15 protein-coding genes are annotated in these 19,494 nt (G+C 63.1%); 13 read left to right on the forward strand and 2 right to left on the reverse strand.

The window, feature by feature from the left end:
- The first annotated feature begins 29 nt into the window (after positions 1-29).
- The 6 genes from phnD (at position 30) to phnN (ending at position 6,062) form a co-directional block, all read left to right on the forward strand.
- A complete protein-coding gene (gene phnD, locus HHL25_RS14375; RefSeq protein ID WP_169592228.1) occupies positions 30-935 on the forward strand; it encodes a phosphonate ABC transporter substrate-binding protein in 906 nt (301 codons plus the stop codon).
- 90 nt (positions 936-1,025) lie between these two features.
- Complete coding sequence (gene phnE, locus HHL25_RS14380; RefSeq protein WP_169592231.1) at positions 1,026-1,988, forward strand: phosphonate ABC transporter, permease protein PhnE; 963 nt, start codon at positions 1,026-1,028, stop codon at positions 1,986-1,988.
- A 10-nt stretch (positions 1,989-1,998) separates the two neighbouring features.
- Positions 1,999-3,489 carry a phosphonate ABC transporter, permease protein PhnE gene (phnE, locus tag HHL25_RS14385; protein WP_169592234.1) on the forward strand — a complete coding sequence of 497 codons (1,491 nt, stop codon included), beginning with the start codon at positions 1,999-2,001 and terminating at the stop codon, positions 3,487-3,489.
- Between the two features lie 122 nt (positions 3,490-3,611).
- Positions 3,612-4,310: a DUF1045 domain-containing protein gene (locus HHL25_RS14390; protein WP_169592237.1), complete on the forward strand. Its 699-nt coding sequence runs from the start codon at positions 3,612-3,614 to the stop codon at positions 4,308-4,310.
- Between the two features lie 10 nt (positions 4,311-4,320).
- On the forward strand, positions 4,321-5,460 hold the full coding sequence (locus HHL25_RS14395; RefSeq protein ID WP_169592240.1) for an alpha-D-ribose 1-methylphosphonate 5-triphosphate diphosphatase: 1,140 nt from the start codon (positions 4,321-4,323) through the stop codon (positions 5,458-5,460).
- On the forward strand, positions 5,460-6,062 hold the full coding sequence (gene phnN, locus HHL25_RS14400) for a phosphonate metabolism protein/1,5-bisphosphokinase (PRPP-forming) PhnN (RefSeq protein WP_246701799.1): 603 nt from the start codon (positions 5,460-5,462) through the stop codon (positions 6,060-6,062). Before HHL25_RS14395 ends, phnN begins: the two co-directional genes overlap by 1 nt.
- A gap of 57 nt (positions 6,063-6,119) precedes the next feature.
- Here the strand turns inward: phnN and pcaD are convergent, their stop codons facing one another.
- Positions 6,120-6,908: a 3-oxoadipate enol-lactonase gene (pcaD, locus tag HHL25_RS14405; protein ID WP_169592243.1), complete on the reverse strand. Its 789-nt coding sequence runs from the start codon at positions 6,906-6,908 to the stop codon at positions 6,120-6,122.
- 98 nt (positions 6,909-7,006) lie between these two features.
- Positions 7,007-9,991, reverse strand: coding sequence for a DNA polymerase I (gene polA / locus HHL25_RS14410; RefSeq protein ID WP_169592246.1), 2,985 nt, complete (start codon positions 9,989-9,991; stop codon positions 7,007-7,009).
- A 386-nt stretch (positions 9,992-10,377) separates the two neighbouring features.
- On the opposite strand from polA, the gene HHL25_RS14415 reads away from it, so the two are divergent.
- The 7 genes from HHL25_RS14415 to dnaJ all read left to right on the forward strand — a co-directional run bounded on the left by HHL25_RS14415 (position 10,378) and on the right by dnaJ (position 19,440).
- A complete protein-coding gene (locus tag HHL25_RS14415) occupies positions 10,378-10,809 on the forward strand; it encodes a MarR family winged helix-turn-helix transcriptional regulator (protein WP_169592249.1) in 432 nt (143 codons plus the stop codon).
- Positions 10,810-10,916: 107 nt separating this feature from the next.
- Entirely contained in the window at positions 10,917-12,308 is a 1,392-nt protein-coding gene (locus HHL25_RS14420; protein ID WP_169592252.1) for a M20/M25/M40 family metallo-hydrolase, read from the forward strand.
- 337 nt (positions 12,309-12,645) lie between these two features.
- Positions 12,646-13,104 (forward strand): YbaK/EbsC family protein, encoded by a 459-nt coding sequence (locus tag HHL25_RS14425; protein ID WP_169592254.1) that lies wholly within the window; start codon positions 12,646-12,648, stop codon positions 13,102-13,104.
- Between the two features lie 205 nt (positions 13,105-13,309).
- The gene (locus HHL25_RS14430) at positions 13,310-15,577 is read left to right on the forward strand and encodes a transglycosylase domain-containing protein (protein WP_169592257.1); all 2,268 of its coding nucleotides are present in this window, start codon (positions 13,310-13,312) and stop codon (positions 15,575-15,577) included.
- Between the two features lie 323 nt (positions 15,578-15,900).
- A complete protein-coding gene (gene dnaK / locus HHL25_RS14435) occupies positions 15,901-17,814 on the forward strand; it encodes a molecular chaperone DnaK (protein ID WP_169592260.1) in 1,914 nt (637 codons plus the stop codon).
- Entirely contained in the window at positions 17,814-18,287 is a 474-nt protein-coding gene (locus tag HHL25_RS14440; RefSeq protein WP_169592263.1) for a hypothetical protein, read from the forward strand. The genes dnaK and HHL25_RS14440 overlap by 1 nt, the downstream gene beginning before the upstream one ends.
- Positions 18,288-18,291: 4 nt before the next feature.
- Positions 18,292-19,440 (forward strand): molecular chaperone DnaJ, encoded by a 1,149-nt coding sequence (gene dnaJ / locus HHL25_RS14445; RefSeq protein WP_169592266.1) that lies wholly within the window; start codon positions 18,292-18,294, stop codon positions 19,438-19,440.
- The last annotated feature ends 54 nt before the right edge of the window (positions 19,441-19,494 follow it).

The following is a 19,494-nucleotide window of genomic DNA, read 5'->3' on the forward strand; positions in this document are numbered from 1 at the left end:
GGAACATCCGGAAAACAGGAGATGGACTCATGTTGAAGAAGACCCTTCTTGCCGCCGTGGCACTCGTATCGCTCGCCGGCGCCGCTGCTGCCGAAGACCTCAAGGAGTTCCGCATCGGTATCCTTGGCGGTGAAAACGAAGCCGACCGCCTGCGCAACTACCAGTGCATGGTCGACAAGCTGCCTGCCGTTCTCGGCGTCGAAAAGGTATCGCTGTTCCCGGCTGCCGACTATGACGGCGTCATCCAGGGCCTGCTCGGCGGCACCCTCGACTACGCCGAACTCGGCGCTTCCGGCTTCGCCAAGATCTACCTCGCCGACGCCAAGGCCGTCGAGCCGATCCTGACGACCGTCCAGACCGACGGCTCGATGGGCTACTACTCCATCATGGTCGCCCGCAAGGATTCGGGCATGACCAAGGTCACCGACATCAAGGGCAAGAAGCTCGGCTTCGCAGACCCGGACTCGACCTCCGGCTACCTGATCCCGACCGTCACGCTTCCGGAAGCGATCGGCGGCCCGGTCAAGGAATATGTTGCGGAAACCGGCTTCGGCGGCGGCCACGAAAACCTCGTCCTCGAAGTGCTGAAGGGCACCTTCGACGCCGGCACGACCTTCGGTTCGGGCGTTGGCGAATTCAAGGACGGCTACACCTCGGGCAACCTGAAGAAGATGGTCGACAAGGGCGTTCTGAACATGGACGACCTCGTCGAACTCTGGAAGTCGCCGCTGATCCCGAACGGTCCGGTCGTCGTCCGCTCGTCGATGAACGACGACATGAAGTCCAAGTTCAAGACGTTCATGATGGACCTGCCGAAGTCTGACCCGGCCTGCTTCTCGGCCGTCCAGGGCGGCGACTTCACCGGCTTCACCGAAGTCAACGTCGACTTCTACAAGCCGATCATCGACGCCCGCAAGGCCACCATCGGCGGCTGATAGCCACCCCATCGATCGCCGCCGGGATAGAGACGTTCCGGCGGCGATTTCATGTCATGCCATCCCCCGAGCGGTCGAAAGCGGTATACCATGAGTGCTTCCCTCTTGCAGCCCGGCCTCAGCGAACGGGGCTCCGTCGTCGAGCGCCACTGGCAGGAACTCGCCCGCAGCCGGCGCCTCTACACGGCCCTCGGTTTCATCGGCCTGGCGACTGTCCTGTTCGGATCGCTGTGGTTCGCCAACGAGAGCAATTCCGGAAAATTCATCGAACGGCTGCCGCATGTGTTCGATTTCGTCGGCGATCTGGTCCCTCGTGACGGTATGGAGATCTGGCGGGCGATGTTCGACCTGCCCTCCCCCTATTATGACGGCAGCCTGCAATACGACTATAACGAAGGCCGCTACTACGTCACCGAGACACTCTACATTCCCGAATACTTCTACAAGATGGCGGAAACGCTCAACATCGCCGTCCTGTCGACGCTGATCGGCTTCATCTTCGGTTCCGTCCTCGCCTTTTTCGCCGCGCGAAACATGACGCACAACCGCGTCGTCAGGATGGCCGTGCGTCGCTTCATGGAGATCCTGCGCGCCTTTCCGGAGATCGTTCTGGCCGGTTTCTTCCTCGCAATCCTGTCGCTCGGCCCCATTCCGGCGATCATCGCGGTGTCGATCCACACCATCGGGGCCCTTGGCAAGCTGTTCTTCGAGGTGATCGAAAACGCCGACATGAAACCGGACGAGGGCCTGAAGGCCGTCGGCGCCAGCTGGATCGAGCGGGCGTGGTTCGGCATGGTGCCGCAGGTACTGCCGAACTTCATGAGCTACTTCCTGCTGCGGCTCGAAATCAACGTTCGCGCCTCGACGATCATCGGCGCGGTCGGCGGCGGCGGCATCGGCGAGCAGCTTCGCCTGTCGATCAGCCGGGGCCATGAAGCAAAGACCCTCGCAATCGTCCTTTTGCTCTTCTTGACGATCATCGCCGTGGACCAGCTTTCCGCATGGCTTCGCCGCAAGCTCGTCGGCGACCAGGCCTTCCAGGCCGTGATCTGAGGAACACCCCATGAAAACGCTGAGCCCCGCCGAACTCGACGCGATCGCCGCCCGCCACGGAAACCTGTTGCAGCCCTCGTTCTGGATGCGCTTTCGCCTCCTGCTGATCGGCGGCGCGGTCGTCCTCTATTTCCTCTTCTGCTGGTGGTTCTTCGCGATCGGCCAGGTGCTCGGGACCGCCAACTGGGGCATTGCCGGCACCTATCTGGCAGACTGGATCTCCTATGAAGTCCGACCCGACATCGAGATCGGCGACGACGGCAACATGAGCATCGTCTATCCGCGCTTCGATCCCATCGGCCCCAATCCCAATCCGGACTGGCTGGTCGCCGAGCGCGAGACTGTGACCCGCACGCTCGAGATTCCGGCCGAAGGACAGGGTTCGGTGCCCAAGGCCAGCTCGTCGTTCTCATTCATGGCGCCGAACACCGCGCAACAGGCGCTTGCTACGGCGCGGACGGAAACACGCACCGAGGAGGTCGTGACCCGGGCCAGCGTCCAGTTCAACGCCTCCGACCGCCTCGACGTCTCGCGAGACGGTGTGCGCGTCACACGGGGAGACGAAGTACTTCAGCTGACCCTTTCGAAGGATGGCCGCGTCGAAACTGATACCGCGCTGCCGATATGGGCGACACAACGTGCGCCAGGCGAGAAGATCGTTCTTGCCTTTGGCTTTTCCGGTTGGGCGGAGGTTCGCGGCGACGTGGTCAAGATCCACAAGCGTTTCCTGGGCTGGGCCAACTTCTTCTTCGACACCAACTCCGCCTTCTTCGGCAAGAGCTTCGGCGACGTGGGGCAACTCGTCGTTTCCGGCGAACGGCTCGATCCGACGCAGAGCAACCTGTCGCTTGCGTGGAACGACATTCTCTACAATCCGTCCTGGCAGCACCTCGACGTTTGGACAAAACTACTCCAGACCATCGTGATGGCCTTCGTCGGCACCTTCTTCGCCATGCTGGTCGCCTTCCCGCTGTCCTTCATCGCCGCGCGCAACATTATGCACAACGGCGTCATCAACCAGCTGACGAAGCGGTTCTTCGACTTCCAGCGCTCCGTCGACATGTTCATCTGGGCGCTGTTCTTCACCCGCGCCTTCGGCCCCGGGCCGCTCGCGGGGATTTCGGCAATCTTCTTCACCGACACGGGCACGCTCGGCAAGCTCTATTCGGAAGCGCTCGAAAACATCGATGACAAGCAGCGCGAAGGGGTCAAGTCGGTGGGCGCGAGCCCGCTCGCCGTCCAGCGCTTCGGCGTACTGCCGCAGGTCATGCCGCTGTTTGCATCGCAGGCGCTCTACTTCTGGGAATCGAACACCCGCTCGGCCACGATCATCGGCGCGGTCGGCGCCGGCGGCATCGGTCTCAAGCTGTGGGAAGCCATGCGGACGAATTCCGACTGGGAAAACGTCGCCTACATGGTGTTGCTCATCCTCCTCGTCGTCTTCATCTTCGACGGCATCTCCAACGCCCTTCGCTCGCGACTGATGGGTACGCGACACTGATTTCGGCGGAAACGCCGAAATCATCATCAATCTGTCATGCGCATCGGCTAGCGAAACCGGCTTGTACGGCGCATGCCTGACAGGTCATTCTGGCGGCGCCCACCGATACGAGGATTTGCCCCTTGCGCTATGCGCTCTACTTCACGCCACCCGCCGACGATCCCCTGACGCAGACCGCCGCCGCCTGGCTCGGCCGCGACGCCTTCGGCGGCCGGGACCTGCAGATCGGCGAGACTGGGACCTTTCCCACGGAGGTGTTCTGCGAGCTGACCGCCGATCCGCGGCGCTACGGTTTCCACGCGACGATCAAGGCACCCTTTTCCCTTGCCGACGGGCGCAGCGAGGCGGATCTCGTCGAGGCGTTCGACAGGTTCTGCAGCGCGCAGCCTGCCTTCGACATTCCCTCCGTCGTGGTGGATCAGCTCGGGCCATTCTTCGCCATCGTTCCGGCCGACATCCACAAGCCGCTGCAGGATTTTGCCGCCGCCGCCGTCGAGGCCTTCGAGCCGTTTCGTGCGCCGCTGTCGGACGCCGACGTCGCAAGGCGCAAGCCAGAGCGCCTGTCGGAGGCACAGCGCAACCACCTGATGCGCTGGGGCTATCCTTACGTGATGGACGAGTTCCGTTTCCACATGACGCTTAGCGGTCCCGTGGAGACGCATCTTGCTCCGGCGATGCACGCCCTCGCGACCGACCGTTTTTCCTCTTTCACCCAAAGGCCACTTCGCATTTCCGGCCTTGCGCTCTTTGTCGAACCCGATCGGGGCGCGCCCTTTACAGTCCTGACCTGGAAGCCGCTCGCCGGCACAGAAAACCTCTGAAAGCTCGCCCATGTCCGCCGAAACCATTTTTTCCAACGCCCGCATAGTCCTGGATGACCAGATCATCGAAGGCTCCGTTCAGATCCGCGACGGCCTCATCGCCGATGTTTCGGAAGGCAGCGCGCGCGCCGGCGAGGATTTCGGCGGCGACTACCTGATCCCCGGCCTCATCGAGCTCCATACCGACCATCTGGAATCGCACTACTCACCGCGCCCCGGCGTCCGCTGGCACAAGACCTCGGCGATCCAGGCCCATGACGCCCAGGTCGTGACCTCCGGCATCACCACCGTGTTCGACTGCCTGCGCATGGGGTCCGACGAAGACGGCGGCTTCGACAAGGGCGAGATGCGCGACATGGCCGATGCCATCCAGGCGGCGGAACGCGAGGACCGGCTGCGCGCCCAGCACTTCATCCACCTGCGCTGCGAGGTGGCTTCCGACAACGTGCTCGACCATTTCGCCGATTTCGAGAACGATCCGCATGTGCGGCTTGCCTCGCTGATGGACCATTCTCCGGGGCAGCGCCAGTTCCAGACGATGGATCAGTACACGCTCTACTACAAGACCAAGCGCGGACTGACGGACGAGGCCTTTGCCCGTTTCGTCGAGAGCCGGCTGGCGCTCTCCGCGCGTTATTCCGCGCTGCACCGCGACACGCTGGCGGGGATATGCGCGGCGCGCGGGATCACCGTTGCCAGCCATGACGACGCGACGCTGGCGCATGTCGAAGAAGCCAAGGGACACGGGGTCAAGCTCGCCGAATTCCCGACCAGCCTCGAGGCTGCCGAAGCCTCGCACAAGGCCGGCATGAGCGTCCTGATGGGGGCGCCGAACGTCGTTCGCGGCAAGTCACATTCCGGCAATATCGCCGCGCGCGATCTTGCCGAGCGTGGCGTTCTCGACGTTCTCTCCTCCGATTACGTGCCGCTCAGCCTGCTGCATGCCGCCTTCGTCCTTGCTGACGAATTCGACGCGATCTCGCTGCCGCGGGCGCTCGCCATGGTGACTTCGACGCCGGCGCGCACTGTCGGCCTCGACGATCGCGGCCGGATCGCCTCCGGACTGCGCGCAGACCTCGTGCGCGTCCGGCGCTCGGACGGTGTGCCGGTGGTGCGCTCCGTCTGGCGCGAAGGACAGAGGGTCGCCTGATGGAAGGAAAGCCGGCCGGAACAATCACCAAGAAGACGACTGGCACGATGGTGGCCGTCGTCGGTCCGAGCGGCGCCGGCAAGGACAGCCTCATCCATATCGCGAAGGCGCATTTCGCCGGGCGGCCCGAGGTGGATTTCGTCCGCCGCGTGATCACCCGACCGACCGACGCCGGTGGGGAAGCCCATCTCGGGGTCTCGACAGCCGACTTTTCCACGCTCAAGGAAGGTGGCGCATTCGCCGTCGACTGGGATGCCCACGGCTTGAGCTACGGCATTCCGGCAGCCGTGCACGAGAAGCTGGCGCTCGGTCACCTGGTGATCGCCAACGGTTCCCGTTCGGCGCTTCCGCATTTCGCCAGGGCTTTCTCGCCGCTGGTGGTCGTCAACGTCACCGCCTCCCCCGAGGTGCTCGCCGAAAGGTTGACAGCGCGCGGCCGCGAAAGCCGGGCGGAAATCCTCGAGCGCCTGAAGCGCGGGTCGCTGGCGGTCGACGGTGACTATGATGTGGTCGACATCGACAACAGCGGACTGCTCGCCGACGCGGGCGAAAAACTGATCGCAACGCTGGAGGATATCCTGGCAGGCCGCCGCAATCGATGAGCCATCGCGCCGGACGTCGTCCCCGCCCCTTTTCAGAACGGGGAGCGCTGCCGCTGGTCAGGCCTTCTTGAGGAACCGCTGCAGCAGGCCGGCCAGATCCTCCGGCTGCTCGACGCAGGGGATATGGCCGCAGCCGTCGATGATCTCGAGGTGGGCGCCGGGGATCCGGTCAGCGGTTGCCTTCACGACATCCGGCGGCGTCGAGCCGTCCTGGTCGCCGACCACGCAGAGAACCGGGACGGAAATCGTCTCCAGGACATCGGAGAAATCGGCATCGCGGATGGCCGCGCAGGTGGTGGCGTATCCGGCTGCCGACTGGCGGGTCATCATGGTCCGGTAGCCGGCCAGCTCGTCGGCGCGCTCGGCGTGGAAGTCCGGCGTGAACCAGCGCTGCATCACATTGTCGGCTATGCTTTCCAGGCCGCCCTTGGCAATCGCATCGATGCGGGCGTTCCAGGTGTCGGCCGTGCCGATCTTCGCGGCCGTATCACAGAGGGCGAGCTTCTTGACGAGATCCGGCCGCTTCTTCCAGACGCCCTGAGCGACGAGACCGCCGACGGAAAGGCCGCAGAACACGGCGCGCTTGATGCCGAGATGCTCGACCAGCGCAATCTGGTCGTCGACGAGGTCGTCAATGCCGAAGGCCGTGTCGGCCCCGCCGGTCAGGCCATGGCCGCGGGAATCGTAGAGGAGGACCGAAACGTCGTCACCCAGTTCGTCGAAGACTGGAAGCCAGATGCGGAAATCGGTGCCGAGTGAATTCGAGAAGACGACGAGGTTCTTCGCATTCGCCTCGCCGAGCAGTTCGTAGTGGACGGTTATGCCGTTGATTTTGGCGAATGCCATGGTGTCTTCCTCGCTTGTGCCGGATCGTTTTCGCCACGGCTTGTTTGTGGATCGTTTCGGGCGGGTTCCGACCTGTCATCGCCCGGGAGGCGCACCGGTCAGTGCGCTTCATCCCAGTTGTGGGCAGCCCGCGCATCGACCTTCAGCGGCACGCGCATCGCAATGGCCGGCATGGCAGCGTGCTCCATCGTCTCGACGATGATCGGCATGGCCGCCTCGATGGCCTCTTCTTCGACTTCGAAGATCAGTTCGTCGTGGACCTGCAGAAGCATCCGCACCCTTTCACCGAGCCCCGCCTCGGCCAGCACCGGTTCGATTTTGATCATGGCCCGGCGGATGATGTCCGCCGCCGATCCCTGGATCGGAGCATTGATCGCGGCACGCTCGTTGAATGCCCGCATCGACGGGTTGGACGACTTGATCTCCGGATAATGGGCGCGTCGGCCGAAGATCGTCTCGACGTAGCCGTTCTCGCGGGCAAAGGCCTTGGTGCTTTCCATGTAGTCCTTGATGCCGGGGAACCGCTCGAAATACTTCTTGATGTAGTCACCCGCCTCGGAACGCTCGATGCCGAGCTGGTTGGCCAGACCGAAGGCCGAAATGCCGTAGATGATGCCGAAATTGATGGCCTTGGCACGTCGGCGGACTTCCGACGGCATGCCCTCGACCGGGACACCGAACATCTCGGAGGCCGTCATGGCGTGAATGTCGACACCATCCGCAAACGCCTGGCGCAGCTGCGGGATCTCGGCGACATGGGCGAGCACGCGCAATTCGATCTGACTGTAGTCGGCGGAGAGCAGCTTGTGGCCCGGGGTCGCGATGAAGGCGGTGCGGATTTTGCGGCCTTCGGCGGTGCGAACCGGAATGTTCTGCAGGTTCGGTTCCGACGACGAGAGCCGGCCGGTCGTGGTGGCGGCCAGCGAGTAACTCGTGTGGACCCGTTTCGTCTGCGGATGGACATAACCCGGCAAGGCGTCCGTATAGGTGGATTTCAGCTTGGTCAGCTGGCGCCAGTCGACGATCTTGCGCGGGAGCGGTGCACCTTCCGCGGCCAGGTCCTCGAGAACCTGGGCCGAGGTCGACCACTGGCCGGTCTTGGTCTTCGATCCGCCCGGCAGACCCATCTTGCCGAACAGGATGTCACCCAGCTGTTTGGGCGAGCCGACGTTGAAGCGCTCACCGGCCAGTTCGTAGATCTCGTCCTCGAAGGCGGCGGCCTTCTGCCCGAGTTCGCCGGAGAGGCGCGAGAGGATCTGGCGATCGATCGAGATACCGCGCTCTTCCATATCGGCGAGCACGGGGACCAGCGGGCGTTCCAGACGTTCGTAGATGCGGGTCAGCTTCTCGGCGGCCAGGCGGGGCTTCAGTACCATCCACAGCCGCAAGGTCACGTCCGCGTCCTCCGCCGCATAGGCGGTCGCCTTGTCGATGTCGACCAGATCGAACGTCAGGGAAGACTTTCCGCTGCCGGCCACATCCTTGTAGGCGATCGGCGTGTGGCCAAGCCAACGCTCGGAGAGCCCGTCCATGCCGTGGTTTCCCTTGCCGGCATCCAGCACATAGGACATCAGCATGGTGTCGTCGAAGCCCTTGATGGCCACGCCGTAGCGCTTCATCAGCAGGTAGTCATACTTCAGGTTCTGGGCGACCTTGAGGATCGAGGGATCCTCCAGCATGTCCTTGAGGACGGCCAGTGCCTCGGCCATCGGGATCTGCCCGTCCGCCATACCGCCGCCCAACAGATCTCCCACTCCGGTCTTGTGGGTCAAAGGCACATAGGCCGCGCGGATCTCGGGCGAACCCGGCTGCAGGGCATTGTCGGCGATCGCGAGCGAGAAGCCGACGAGATCGGCGAGCATGGGATCGATGTTCGTCGTTTCCGTATCGAAAGCGACGAGGCCGGTTTCGCGCGCGGCGGCGATCCACCCCTTCAGAGTGTCGAGATCGCGGATCGTCTGGTAACTCGTGATGTCGATCTTGCGCCCGTGGAACGCGGCTGCGCGGGCGGCTGCAAGATCGGAGGGCGTCAGATCGCCGTTGGCAGCAGTGGCAGCCGGCGATACAGCCGATGCGCCGGAAACAGCGCCCGGTGCTGCTTCGGAGGTCGGCGTTGCCGCGTCGAGATCCGGTCCGTGGGCCGCCTGGCCCCGTTCGATCCCGATAGCCGAGGGCTCGATTGCCGAGGCGTCGCAATCACAGGCCTCGGCGACACGACGGGTGAGCGTGGTAAATTCCATGGCCTTCAGGAAGCCGATCAGGCGCGGGCCATCCTGCTTTTCCAGCGACAGGGAATCAAGCGGCAGGTCGAGCGGAACATCCGTCCGCAAGGTGACGAGCTGGCGCGACAGGCGGGCAAGCTCGACATTCGCGACGATGTTTTCGCGGCGCTTGACCTGCTTGATCTCCCCGGCGCGGGCGAGCAGCGTGTCCAGATCGCCATATTCCTCGAGCAGTTGCGCCGCCGTCTTAGGGCCGATGCCAGGAATGCCCGGAATGTTGTCGGTCGAATCTCCGGTCAGCGACTGGAGGTCGATCATCTTTTCCGGCGGCACGCCCCATTTCTCGACGACTTCAGGGATGCCGATCTGCTTGTCCTTCATGCTGTCATACATGTGGACGTTCGGCGTGACGAGCTGCATCAGGTCCTTGTCGGAGGAGACGATCGTCACGTCGGCGCCGATCGCTTCGGCCGCGCGGGCATAGGTGGCGATGATGTCGTCAGCTTCGAAGCCTTCGGTCTCGATGCAGGGCAGGTTGAAGGCGCGGGTCGCCTCGCGGATCAGGCCGAACTGGGGAACGAGCTCTTCCGGCGGCGCCGAGCGGTTCGCCTTGTATTCCGGGTAAAGCTCCTTGCGGAAGGTCTTCGAGGAATAGTCGAAGATGACCGCGAGATGGCTCGGCGTCACCCCGACGCTGGTGTCACGTGCGTCGGTCAGCAGCTTCCACAGCATGTTGCAAAAGCCCGAAACCGCGCCGACCGGCAAGCCGTCGGATTTGCGGGTCAGCGGCGGCAGCGCGTGAAAGGCCCGAAAGATGAATCCGGAGCCGTCGATGAGGAAGAGATGATCGCCTTTTTTCATGGCTGCATGGATAGCGCGAGGCGTTCGGGGCGTCCATACAAAGTTCGAAATCTCGAAGGCAGCGCCGAACACGCAAACGTTACAAATTTGTAATCCGGCCTTCCCTTGAAAAACCATATTCTGCCGCACATTTCATAGTCACCGGCGCCTGATCACGCCGCTGTCTGAAAGAGGCCCGTCCCCCGCCGCTTCAGACTGGACAAAGGCCTTATCCCCCTCTCCGGGCCTTTGTCCCCTTATTTCGAAGCCGCCATGGCGTCCGCCTCCAAGCCATGGCGGCTTCTGAAATCCTCACCCACATTCGTATTTCCAAAAATCGTCATATGAGAACTATATCGCCTGCGATTTAATCTTGAGAGCGGCGACGAACCGGCCTATCGATTGTCATGGCTTTCAATCGTTCCGATTCCGCCACCTACCTCGCCGGCCAACTGGCCAAGGAATTTGCCCGCGCCCTGCAGACGCGTGCGGCAAAGCTGGGATTTTCGGCCGGCCAGTTCCCGATCCTCCTCGAACTCTGGAACGAGGAAGGACTGACCCAGAAACAGCTCCTGGAACGTGTTGACGTCGAGCAGGCGACGATGGCCAATACGCTGGCTCGTATGGAGCGCGACGGGCTGATCGAGCGACGTCCGCACCCCTCCGATCGCCGCGCGCAGCTGGTCTTCCTGACCATCAAGGCACGAAACCTGAAGGACGAGGCGCTTTCGGCGGCCAGCGAGGCCGACCAGGCGCTCTTTGCCGGGTTCCGCCGCTTCGAGAAGGAGCTCATGCTCGAATACATGCGCTGGGCGATTGAGAACGCCCGCAAGCTGTAGAGCCTCAGTACAGCATCCCAACCGCGAGATTTTGTTTCAACCGCCCTCGAAACGGGCGGACCTTTGGTCTATCGTCCGGCCGATTTGCAATGTCCCGGATGGATACCATGACCGATATTTCCGCCGTACTCGACAGCGCCGACAAGGCTCTGCCGCAAAGCCTCGACCGCCTGTTCGACCTGGTGAAGATCCGTTCGATCTCCACCGACCCGGCCTTCAAGGCGGAGTGCCGCAAGGCGGCCGAATGGCTGGTGACAGAGCTTACGGCGCTCGGCTTCGACGCCTCGGTGCGCGATACGCCCGGCCACCCGATGGTGGTCGCCCATCATGCCGGCGCCAAGACTGACGCACCGCATGTGCTGTTCTACGGCCATTACGACGTCCAGCCCGTCGATCCGCTCAATCTCTGGGAGGATGATCCCTTTGCGCCGGCGATCAAGGAAATCGAGCCAGGCCGCAAGGTGATCACCGGCCGCGGCACGTCCGACGACAAGGGCCAGTTGCTCACGTTCCTGGAGGCCTGCCGCGCCTACAAGGCGATCCATGGCAGCCTGCCGATCAAGGTCACCATCCTGTTCGAAGGGGAAGAAGAGTCCGGCTCGCCGTCGCTGAAGCCTTTCCTGTCGGCCAATGCAGCCGAACTGAAAGCCGACTATGCGCTGGTCTGCGACACCAGCATGTGGGATCGCGAGACGCCGGCGATCGCCGCCGCGCTGCGCGGCCTGGTCGGCGACGAGGTCACCGTCACCGCCGCCGACCGCGACCTTCATTCCGGCCTTTTCGGCGGCGCTGCCGCCAATCCGATCCATATCCTCGTCGACATTCTCGCCGGCCTGCATGACGAAACGGGACGCATCACGCTTCCCGGCTTCTACGAGGGCGTCGAGGAAACTCCGGCCAATATCAAGGCCTCGTGGGATATGCTCGGCCGCACCGCCGAGAGCTTTCTCGGTGAGGTGGGGCTGTCGGTCCCGTCCGGCGAAAAGGGCCGCTCCGTTCTCGAGCTGACCTGGGCCCGTCCGACTGCGGAAGTGAACGGCATCACGGGTGGCTACACGGGCGAAGGCTTCAAGACCGTGATCGCCGCCAAGGCCTCTGCCAAGGTTTCGTTCCGCCTGGTCGGGGAGCAGGATCCGGCCAAGATCCGCGAGAGCTTCCGCGCTTATGTGCGCTCCCGGATCCCTGCGGACTGCTCGGTCGACTTCCACGAGCACGGCGGCTCGCCGGCCATCCAGCTTTCCTATGATTCACCCGTGCTCACCAAGGCGAAGAACGCGCTGTCGGACGAGTGGCCGAAGCCGGCCGTGGTCATCGGCATGGGTGGCTCGATCCCGATCGTCGGCGATTTCCAGAAGATGCTCGGCATGGATTCGCTGCTCGTCGGCTTCGGCCTGACCGACGACCGCATCCATTCGCCGAACGAGAAGTACGACCTCAACTCCTTCCACAAGGGCATCCGGTCGTGGATCCGCATCATGGATGCGCTGGCCTCGTCGTAAGAGGCCTGAAAAAGCAAAAAGGCCGGGGGTTACCCGACCTTTCGTCCCTTGTTTCGACGCACCTGCCAGTACATCCGTGGTCAGGGGCGGAAACAAGCAATGCACGTTTTCGAACGTCGGAGCCTTGAAGGTTTCCTTCGTTCCATGATCAGCAGGATGGCGCGAAGTGATTAACCGCTGGTTAATGCCGCGCTGCCGCTGATCCGAAATGCTGCAGCTCATCTTTCGGCGGCCGCTGCACTGGTTGACCTTCAAGTGGGGTTGCCGGGACACGATATCAAGAGGCCGGCGAAAACCCGTCTTGTCGACCGGCCGCGGTTGCGCATAGAAATACCGCATGAGCCTCGAATCCGTCCGTTCCTTCTTCGCCGAAAAAGCCCCCGACATCGACGTGATCGTCACCGACGCGAGTTCCGCGACCGTGGCGCTTGCCGCAGAGGCGCATGGTGTCGAACCAGACCAGATCGCCAAGACGATCTGCCTGCGGATCGGCGACGAGGTCGTGCTCGTCGTCGCGGCCGGGACGAAGCGCCTCGATAACCGAAAATTCAAGGATCGCTTTGGTGTGAAGCCACGCATGCTGGGTGCCGAGGAGGTCGTCGAGGCGACCAGCCATCCGGTCGGCGGTGTCTGCCCGTTCGGCCTGCCCAACGCACTCAAGGTGTATTGCGACGTGTCGCTCCAGTCCTTCGACCAAGTGGTTCCGGCGGCGGGTGCGACCAACTCGGCCGTCCACATCGCGCCCTCACGCATGGCGGAACTGACCAACGCCGAATGGGCCGATCTCTGCCAGTAGGGCGGGATCCCTCACCTGCAGCGGCGAACAGACGATTTCCGATTGGTTTACCGGCTGTTAACCCCCCCTTAAATCGCCGTATTTAAAATGCAATTCTTCGGCCGCGCCTTCCTGCTTGTCATGCGGCCGCAACATTTCGCGTCGAACGCGCTCCGGGCATCACCGGATCGGGGGCGCTCACGTTTCTGGAGCATGATCGCCAGCCATGGCAAGCAGAGGAAAATCCCGCGAACGCGTCGAGCCGACCTTCGGGGACGGCCCCGAAGAAGACGACGACGAGATCCGTCTGGATGCCGGCGACCGGATCGGCGGGAAACGCACGGCCAGCCGTTCGAAAACCCGTGCCGCCAAATCCGAGCCGAAGACATCACGCGGGAGCAAGCAAAAGCGCGGCCGGAAGCGCCGTTCCTCCGGGGGACTGTCCGGGCTGATCAGCCGGATGATCTACTGGTGCATCGTGCTCGGCATCTGGGGCGGCATAGGCATTGCCGGCGTGGTCGCCTATTACGGCGCGCGCATGCCGAGCGCCAACGTCTGGTCGATCCCGGAACGCCCGCCGAACGTCAAGATCGTCTCGGTCGAAGGTACGGTAATCGCCAATCGCGGTGCAACGGGCGGTGAGGCTCTCGCGCTCGAAGACATGTCGCCCTTCATCCCGCAGGCCGTCATCGCCATCGAGGATCGGCGCTTCTATTCGCATTTCGGTGTAGACCCGCTGGGGCTCGCGCGTGCCGTGGTGACCAATCTTATCAGCGGACGCACCGTGCAGGGTGGCTCGACGCTTACCCAGCAGCTGGCCAAGAACCTCTTCCTGTCGCCGGAACGCACGCTGGAGCGAAAGGTGCAGGAGGTTCTGCTCTCCTTCTGGCTCGAGCACAAGTTCACCAAGGACCAGATCCTCGCGATGTATCTCAACCGGGTCTATTTCGGTTCGAACGCCTATGGCGTCGAGGCGGCCTCGCGGCGCTACTTTTCGAAATCGGCGCGTGACGTCAATCTCGGCGAGGCAGCCCTTCTCGCCGGCCTGCTGAAAGCCCCGTCCCGCCTTTCGCCGGCGCGCGATCCGGAGGCTGCCGAAGCGCGCGCTCAGGTCGTTCTCGGCGCGATGCGCGAGGAAGGCTTCATCAGCGAAGACGAGATCAAGACCGCGATGTCGCAACCACCCACCCAGGCCAAGCGCTATTGGACGGGTGCAGGCCAGTACGTGGCCGACATGGTGCTCGACGAGGTGAAGATGCTCGTCGGCACGGTCGGCGAAGATCTGGTGGTGGAGACGACCATCGATATGAACCTCGAAAGGAAGGCCGAAGAGGCGATCGTCGAGACGCTGGAGGCCGAAGGCGACAAGCTCAAGGCATCGCAGGCCGCACTGGTGTCAATCGACGGAACCGGGGCCATCCGGGCGCTGGTGGGCGGCAAGGACTATGCCGACAGCCAGTTCAACCGCGCGGTCAAGGCCAAGCGCCAGCCGGGTTCCGCCTTCAAGCCCTTCGTCTATGCAGCCGCGCTCGAGATGGGCGCACGCCCCGATTCGACACGCAACGACGCACCGATAAGGATCGGCGCCTGGACGCCGGAAAACTATGACGAGAAATATCGGGGGCCGGTAACGCTCAGCAAGGCGCTTGCCGAGTCGCTGAATACGATCGCCGCCCAGTTGGTCATGGAGGTCGGCCCCGACCACGTGATCAAGCTTGCCCACCGGCTGGGCATCGAATCCGAACTCCAGTCGAACGCCTCGATTGCGCTCGGCACGTCGGAGGTCTCGCTGCTTGAACTCACGGCGGCCTATGCGCCCTTCATGAACGGCGGCTACAAGGCGACGCCGCACATCGTGCGTCGCATTTCCAACGTCGACGGCAAGGTGCTCTACGAGAACGACTATGCCGAGCCGCCGCGCGTGCTCAGCGAGCCGATCATCGCGAACATGAACCGCATGATGAAAGGCGTGATCGAAGAGGGCACCGGCAAGAAGGCGCGCCTCGACCGATGGGAAGCCGCCGGCAAGACCGGAACCACGCAGTCGTTCCGCGACGCGCTGTTCGTCGGCTATACCAGCAACCTGACGACGGGCGTTTGGTTCGGCAACGACGACGGCCAGTCGATGAAGAAGGTGACCGGCGGCGGCCTGCCCGCGAAAGCATGGCACGACTTCATGACAGCGGCCCATGCCGGGTTGACGCCGGTACCGCTTGCCGGCGAAGGCTATGTCGAGCCTCAACCCGAACCGACCACGATCGGAACGATCATTTCGGATGTGTTTTCCGGCGGGGAGGAACGTTATCCGGCGGCCCGCCCAACAGCGCAACAGGGGCTTCCTCCGGAAGACCTACCGACCGCGGGACCGCCGCAGGACAACACTGAACAGGGTGGCTACGACGGGCCGGTCCCACCGGCCGACGTCGGCGGCGGATCGCCCGTGCAGCCCGCGACCCGGCGCACGACACTCCTCGACATCATCATGGGCCAGTGATCAAGCGGGAACCACGACCGGGCGCTTGCAAAGCGGCACCGCCGGCTCCATCTTTCGGATGCAGCCCGGCGCAAGGCTTGCCTGCTAGCGCTCCTTGCCAACGAGACGGTTTTCGTGCGTGGGACAAGGCGGGGAAACAAGGCGCCAATCTGTTCTTTTTACTGGATTACAGCCGATTTCCAGCCTTGCAGTCGGAAAAACCGCTTCTTATATACGCGACATAAACCGCAGCCAGACTGCGAAACCCAGACCATCCACGTCGAGGGGCCGTCAGGGGAATGCCTTACCGGGGTTCCGACGGCCTGCTTCAAGGAGAGAATGACATGGCTAAAGTAATCGGTATCGACCTTGGAACGACCAATTCCTGCGTCTCCGTCATGGACGGCAAGGATGCAAAGGTCATCGAAAATTCGGAAGGTGCACGCACCACCCCGTCGATGGTTGCCTTCACGGAGGACGGCGAACGCCTCGTTGGCCAGCCGGCCAAGCGTCAGGCCGTAACCAACCCGACCAACACCCTCTTCGCCGTTAAGCGCCTGATCGGCCGCCGTTACGAAGATCCGACCGTCGAGAAGGACAAGGGTCTCGTCCCGTTCCATATCGTCAAGGGTGACAACGGCGACGCTTGGGTAGAAGCCCAGGGCAAGGGCTATTCGCCGTCGCAGATCTCGGCCATGGTTCTCCAGAAGATGAAGGAAACCGCGGAAGCCTATCTCGGCGAGAAGGTCGAAAAGGCCGTCATTACCGTTCCGGCCTACTTCAACGACGCCCAGCGCCAGGCAACCAAGGACGCAGGCCGCATCGCCGGCCTCGAAGTCCTGCGCATCATCAACGAGCCGACCGCAGCCGCCCTCGCCTACGGCATGGACAAGCGCGAAGGCAAGACGATTGCCGTCTACGACCTTGGCGGCGGTACCTTCGATATCTCCATCCTCGAAATCGGTGACGGCGTCTTCGAAGTGAAGTCGACCAACGGCGATACCTTCCTCGGCGGCGAAGACTTCGACATGCGCCTCGTCGAGTACCTCGCAGCCGAGTTCAAGAAGGACAACGGCATCGACCTGAAGAACGACAAGCTCGCCCTGCAGCGCCTCAAGGAAGCTGCGGAAAAGGCCAAGATCGAGCTCTCCTCGTCGCAGCAGACCGAAATCAACCTGCCGTTCATCACCGCCGATGCTTCCGGTCCGAAGCACCTGACGATGAAGCTGACCCGCGCCAAGTTCGAGAGCCTGGTCGACGACCTCGTCCAGCGCACCGTCGCTCCGTGCAAGGCAGCTCTCAAGGACGCCGGCGTTTCCGCCAGCGAAATCGAGGAAGTGGTACTCGTCGGCGGCATGAGCCGCATGCCGAAGGTCCAGGAAATCGTCAAGCAGCTGTTCGGCAAGGAACCGCACAAGGGCGTGAACCCGGATGAAGTGGTTGCCATGGGCGCCGCCATCCAGGCCGGCGTTCTGCAGGGCGACGTCAAGGACGTTCTGCTTCTCGACGTGACCCCGCTGTCGCTCGGCATCGAAACGCTCGGTGGCGTCTTCACCCGCCTGATCGATCGTAACACCACGATCCCGACCAAGAAGAGCCAGACCTTCTCGACCGCGGAAGACAATCAGAATGCCGTGACCATCCGCGTCAGCCAGGGCGAGCGCGAAATGGCGGCGGACAACAAGCTGCTCGGCCAGTTCGACCTCGTCGGCCTGCCGCCGGCACCGCGCGGCATGCCGCAGATCGAAGTCACCTTCGACATCGACGCCAACGGCATCGTCCAGGTTTCGGCCAAGGATAAGGGCACCGGCAAGGAGCAGCAGATCCGCATCCAGGCTTCCGGTGGCCTGTCTGACGCCGACATCGAGAAGATGGTCAAGGACGCCGAGGCTCACGCCGAGGACGACAAGAAGCGTCGTGCCGCAGTCGAAGCCAAGAACCATGCCGAGAGCCTCGTCCATTCGACGGAAAAGTCGCTCAAGGACTATGGCGACAAGGTTTCCGAGGCCGACCGCAAGTCCATTGAGGATGCGATCGCAACCCTGAAGACCGCCATCGAGGCTTCCGAGCCCGATGCCGACGACATTCAGGCCAAGACGCAGTCGCTGATGGAAGTGTCCATGAAGCTCGGTCAGGCGATCTACGAGGCCCAGCAGGCCGAGGAAGGCGCCGGCGCTTCGGAAGGCGGCAAGGATGACGATGTCGTCGATGCCGACTACGAAGAGGTCAAGGACGAAGACGCGAAGAAGTCGGCCTGATGCAGCGGCCGCAGCGACGCTTCACCTTCAAGAGGCTGGCCTTCGGGCCAGCCGCATTTTCATTGGCCCTCTGCGCAAGCACCGTCATGGCGCAGGACAAGGGGCAGATGGAAACCGTCTTCCGCAAGGTGAGTGCCGCTGAGGCCACCATCGTCAAGGCGATCGGCGCCGGCGACAGTCGGCAACTTTCCAAGACAGGCAGCGAGCTCGGCCGCGTCATCGAAGCAGCGCTCAAGCGCCGCGAAGAAGGCGGCAGCGTGACCTCCTGCGACATGGCAGCCCATTCGCTCGCCTTTCTCGCCGTTTCTGCGGCGGACGGACTGGCGAACAAGGGCGAGCCTCGCCGCATGCTGATCGAGGATGCCCGCGCCGCGGCTTCCGACTTCCAGAAAGACATGGCAGCCTGCGAGAAGCAGGCAGGCAAGAAGACTGGCAGCCACACGAGTGTGGAGAAGGCTTTGAGAGCTTTGTAAGACCATGGCAAAAGCAGATTTTTACGAGACCCTCGGGGTCGCCAAGACGGCTGACGAGAAGGAGCTGAAGAGCGCCTTCCGCAAGCTGGCTATGAAATACCATCCGGACAAGAACCCGGACGACGCCGAATCTGAAAAGAAATTCAAAGAGATCAACGAAGCCTATGAGACGCTGAAGGACCCGCAGAAACGCGCGGCCTATGATCGTTTCGGCCATGCCGCCTTCGAACAGGGCGGTGGCGGCGGCTTCCATCCGGGTGGTGGCGGATTTGCCGGCGGCGGCTTCTCCGACATCTTCGAGGATATCTTCGGCGAGATGATGGGCGGCGGTCGCGGTGGCCGTGCACGCTCGAGCGGCGGTCGCGAACGCGGCGCCGATCTTCGCTACAATATGGAGATCTCGCTCGAGGAGTCCTTCACCGGCAAGACGGCGCAGATCCGCGTGCCGACCTCGATCACCTGCGAGGCCTGCACCGGCACCGGCGCCAAGCCGGGCACCAAGCCGACGACCTGCACCACCTGTCAGGGCAGCGGCCGCATCCGGGCGGCCCAGGGCTTCTTCTCCGTCGAGCGGACCTGCCCAACCTGTCACGGTCGCGGGCAGACGATTTCCGATCCTTGCGGGAAGTGCCACGGTCAGGGTCGCGTGACGGAAGAGCGCTCTCTTTCGGTCAATATCCCGGCCGGTATCGAGGACGGCACCCGCATCCGCCTGCAGGGCGAAGGCGAGGCTGGCCTGAGGGGTGGGCCGTCAGGCGACCTCTACATCTTCCTGTCGGTCAAGCCGCACGAGTTTTTCCAGCGTGACGGCGCGGATCTCTACTGCTCGGTGCCGATCTCGATGACGACGGCGGCACTCGGCGGGACGTTCGACGTGGTGACGCTCGACGGCGCCAAGTCGCGCGTGACGGTTCCGGAAGGCACGCAGGCGGGCAAGCAGTTTCGCCTGAAGGGCAAGGGCATGCCGGTGCTGCGTTCGGCGCAGACGGGCGACCTCTACATCCAGATCCAGATCGAAACCCCGCAGAAGCTGACCAAGCGCCAGCGCGAACTGTTGCAGGAGTTTGAACAGTTGTCGTCGAAGGAGAACAATCCGGAGTCGACGGGCTTTTTCGCCCGGATGAAGGATTTCTTCGACACGCTGAGCGACTAAAGTCACTCGACATCGTGGTTGAATGCAAAGCGAGCCGGAGACCGTTCCGGCTCG

The organism is Rhizobium terricola (genome assembly GCF_012927355.1).
Classification (GTDB): domain Bacteria; phylum Pseudomonadota; class Alphaproteobacteria; order Rhizobiales; family Rhizobiaceae; genus Allorhizobium; species Allorhizobium terricola.

Bases quoted from the DNA above. Each gene is read 5' to 3' on its own strand.
- pcaD (WP_169592243.1), bottom strand. From the start codon at position 6,908: ATGGCATTCGCCAAAATCAACGGCATAACCGTCCACTACGAACTGCTC.
- HHL25_RS14420 (WP_169592252.1), top strand. From the start codon at position 10,917: ATGACCGATATTTCCGCCGTACTCGACAGCGCCGACAAGGCTCTGCCG.
- phnE (WP_169592231.1), top strand. From the start codon at position 1,026: ATGAGTGCTTCCCTCTTGCAGCCCGGCCTCAGCGAACGGGGCTCCGTC.
- HHL25_RS14395 (WP_169592240.1), top strand. From the start codon at position 4,321: ATGTCCGCCGAAACCATTTTTTCCAACGCCCGCATAGTCCTGGATGAC.
- phnE (WP_169592234.1), top strand. From the start codon at position 1,999: ATGAAAACGCTGAGCCCCGCCGAACTCGACGCGATCGCCGCCCGCCAC.
- HHL25_RS14440 (WP_169592263.1), top strand. From the start codon at position 17,814: ATGCAGCGGCCGCAGCGACGCTTCACCTTCAAGAGGCTGGCCTTCGGG.
- phnN (WP_246701799.1), top strand. From the start codon at position 5,460: ATGGAAGGAAAGCCGGCCGGAACAATCACCAAGAAGACGACTGGCACG.
- dnaJ (WP_169592266.1), top strand. From the start codon at position 18,292: ATGGCAAAAGCAGATTTTTACGAGACCCTCGGGGTCGCCAAGACGGCT.
- phnD (WP_169592228.1), top strand. From the start codon at position 30: ATGTTGAAGAAGACCCTTCTTGCCGCCGTGGCACTCGTATCGCTCGCC.
- HHL25_RS14415 (WP_169592249.1), top strand. From the start codon at position 10,378: ATGGCTTTCAATCGTTCCGATTCCGCCACCTACCTCGCCGGCCAACTG.
- HHL25_RS14425 (WP_169592254.1), top strand. From the start codon at position 12,646: ATGAGCCTCGAATCCGTCCGTTCCTTCTTCGCCGAAAAAGCCCCCGAC.
- polA (WP_169592246.1), bottom strand. From the start codon at position 9,991: ATGAAAAAAGGCGATCATCTCTTCCTCATCGACGGCTCCGGATTCATC.
- dnaK (WP_169592260.1), top strand. From the start codon at position 15,901: ATGGCTAAAGTAATCGGTATCGACCTTGGAACGACCAATTCCTGCGTC.
- HHL25_RS14430 (WP_169592257.1), top strand. From the start codon at position 13,310: ATGGCAAGCAGAGGAAAATCCCGCGAACGCGTCGAGCCGACCTTCGGG.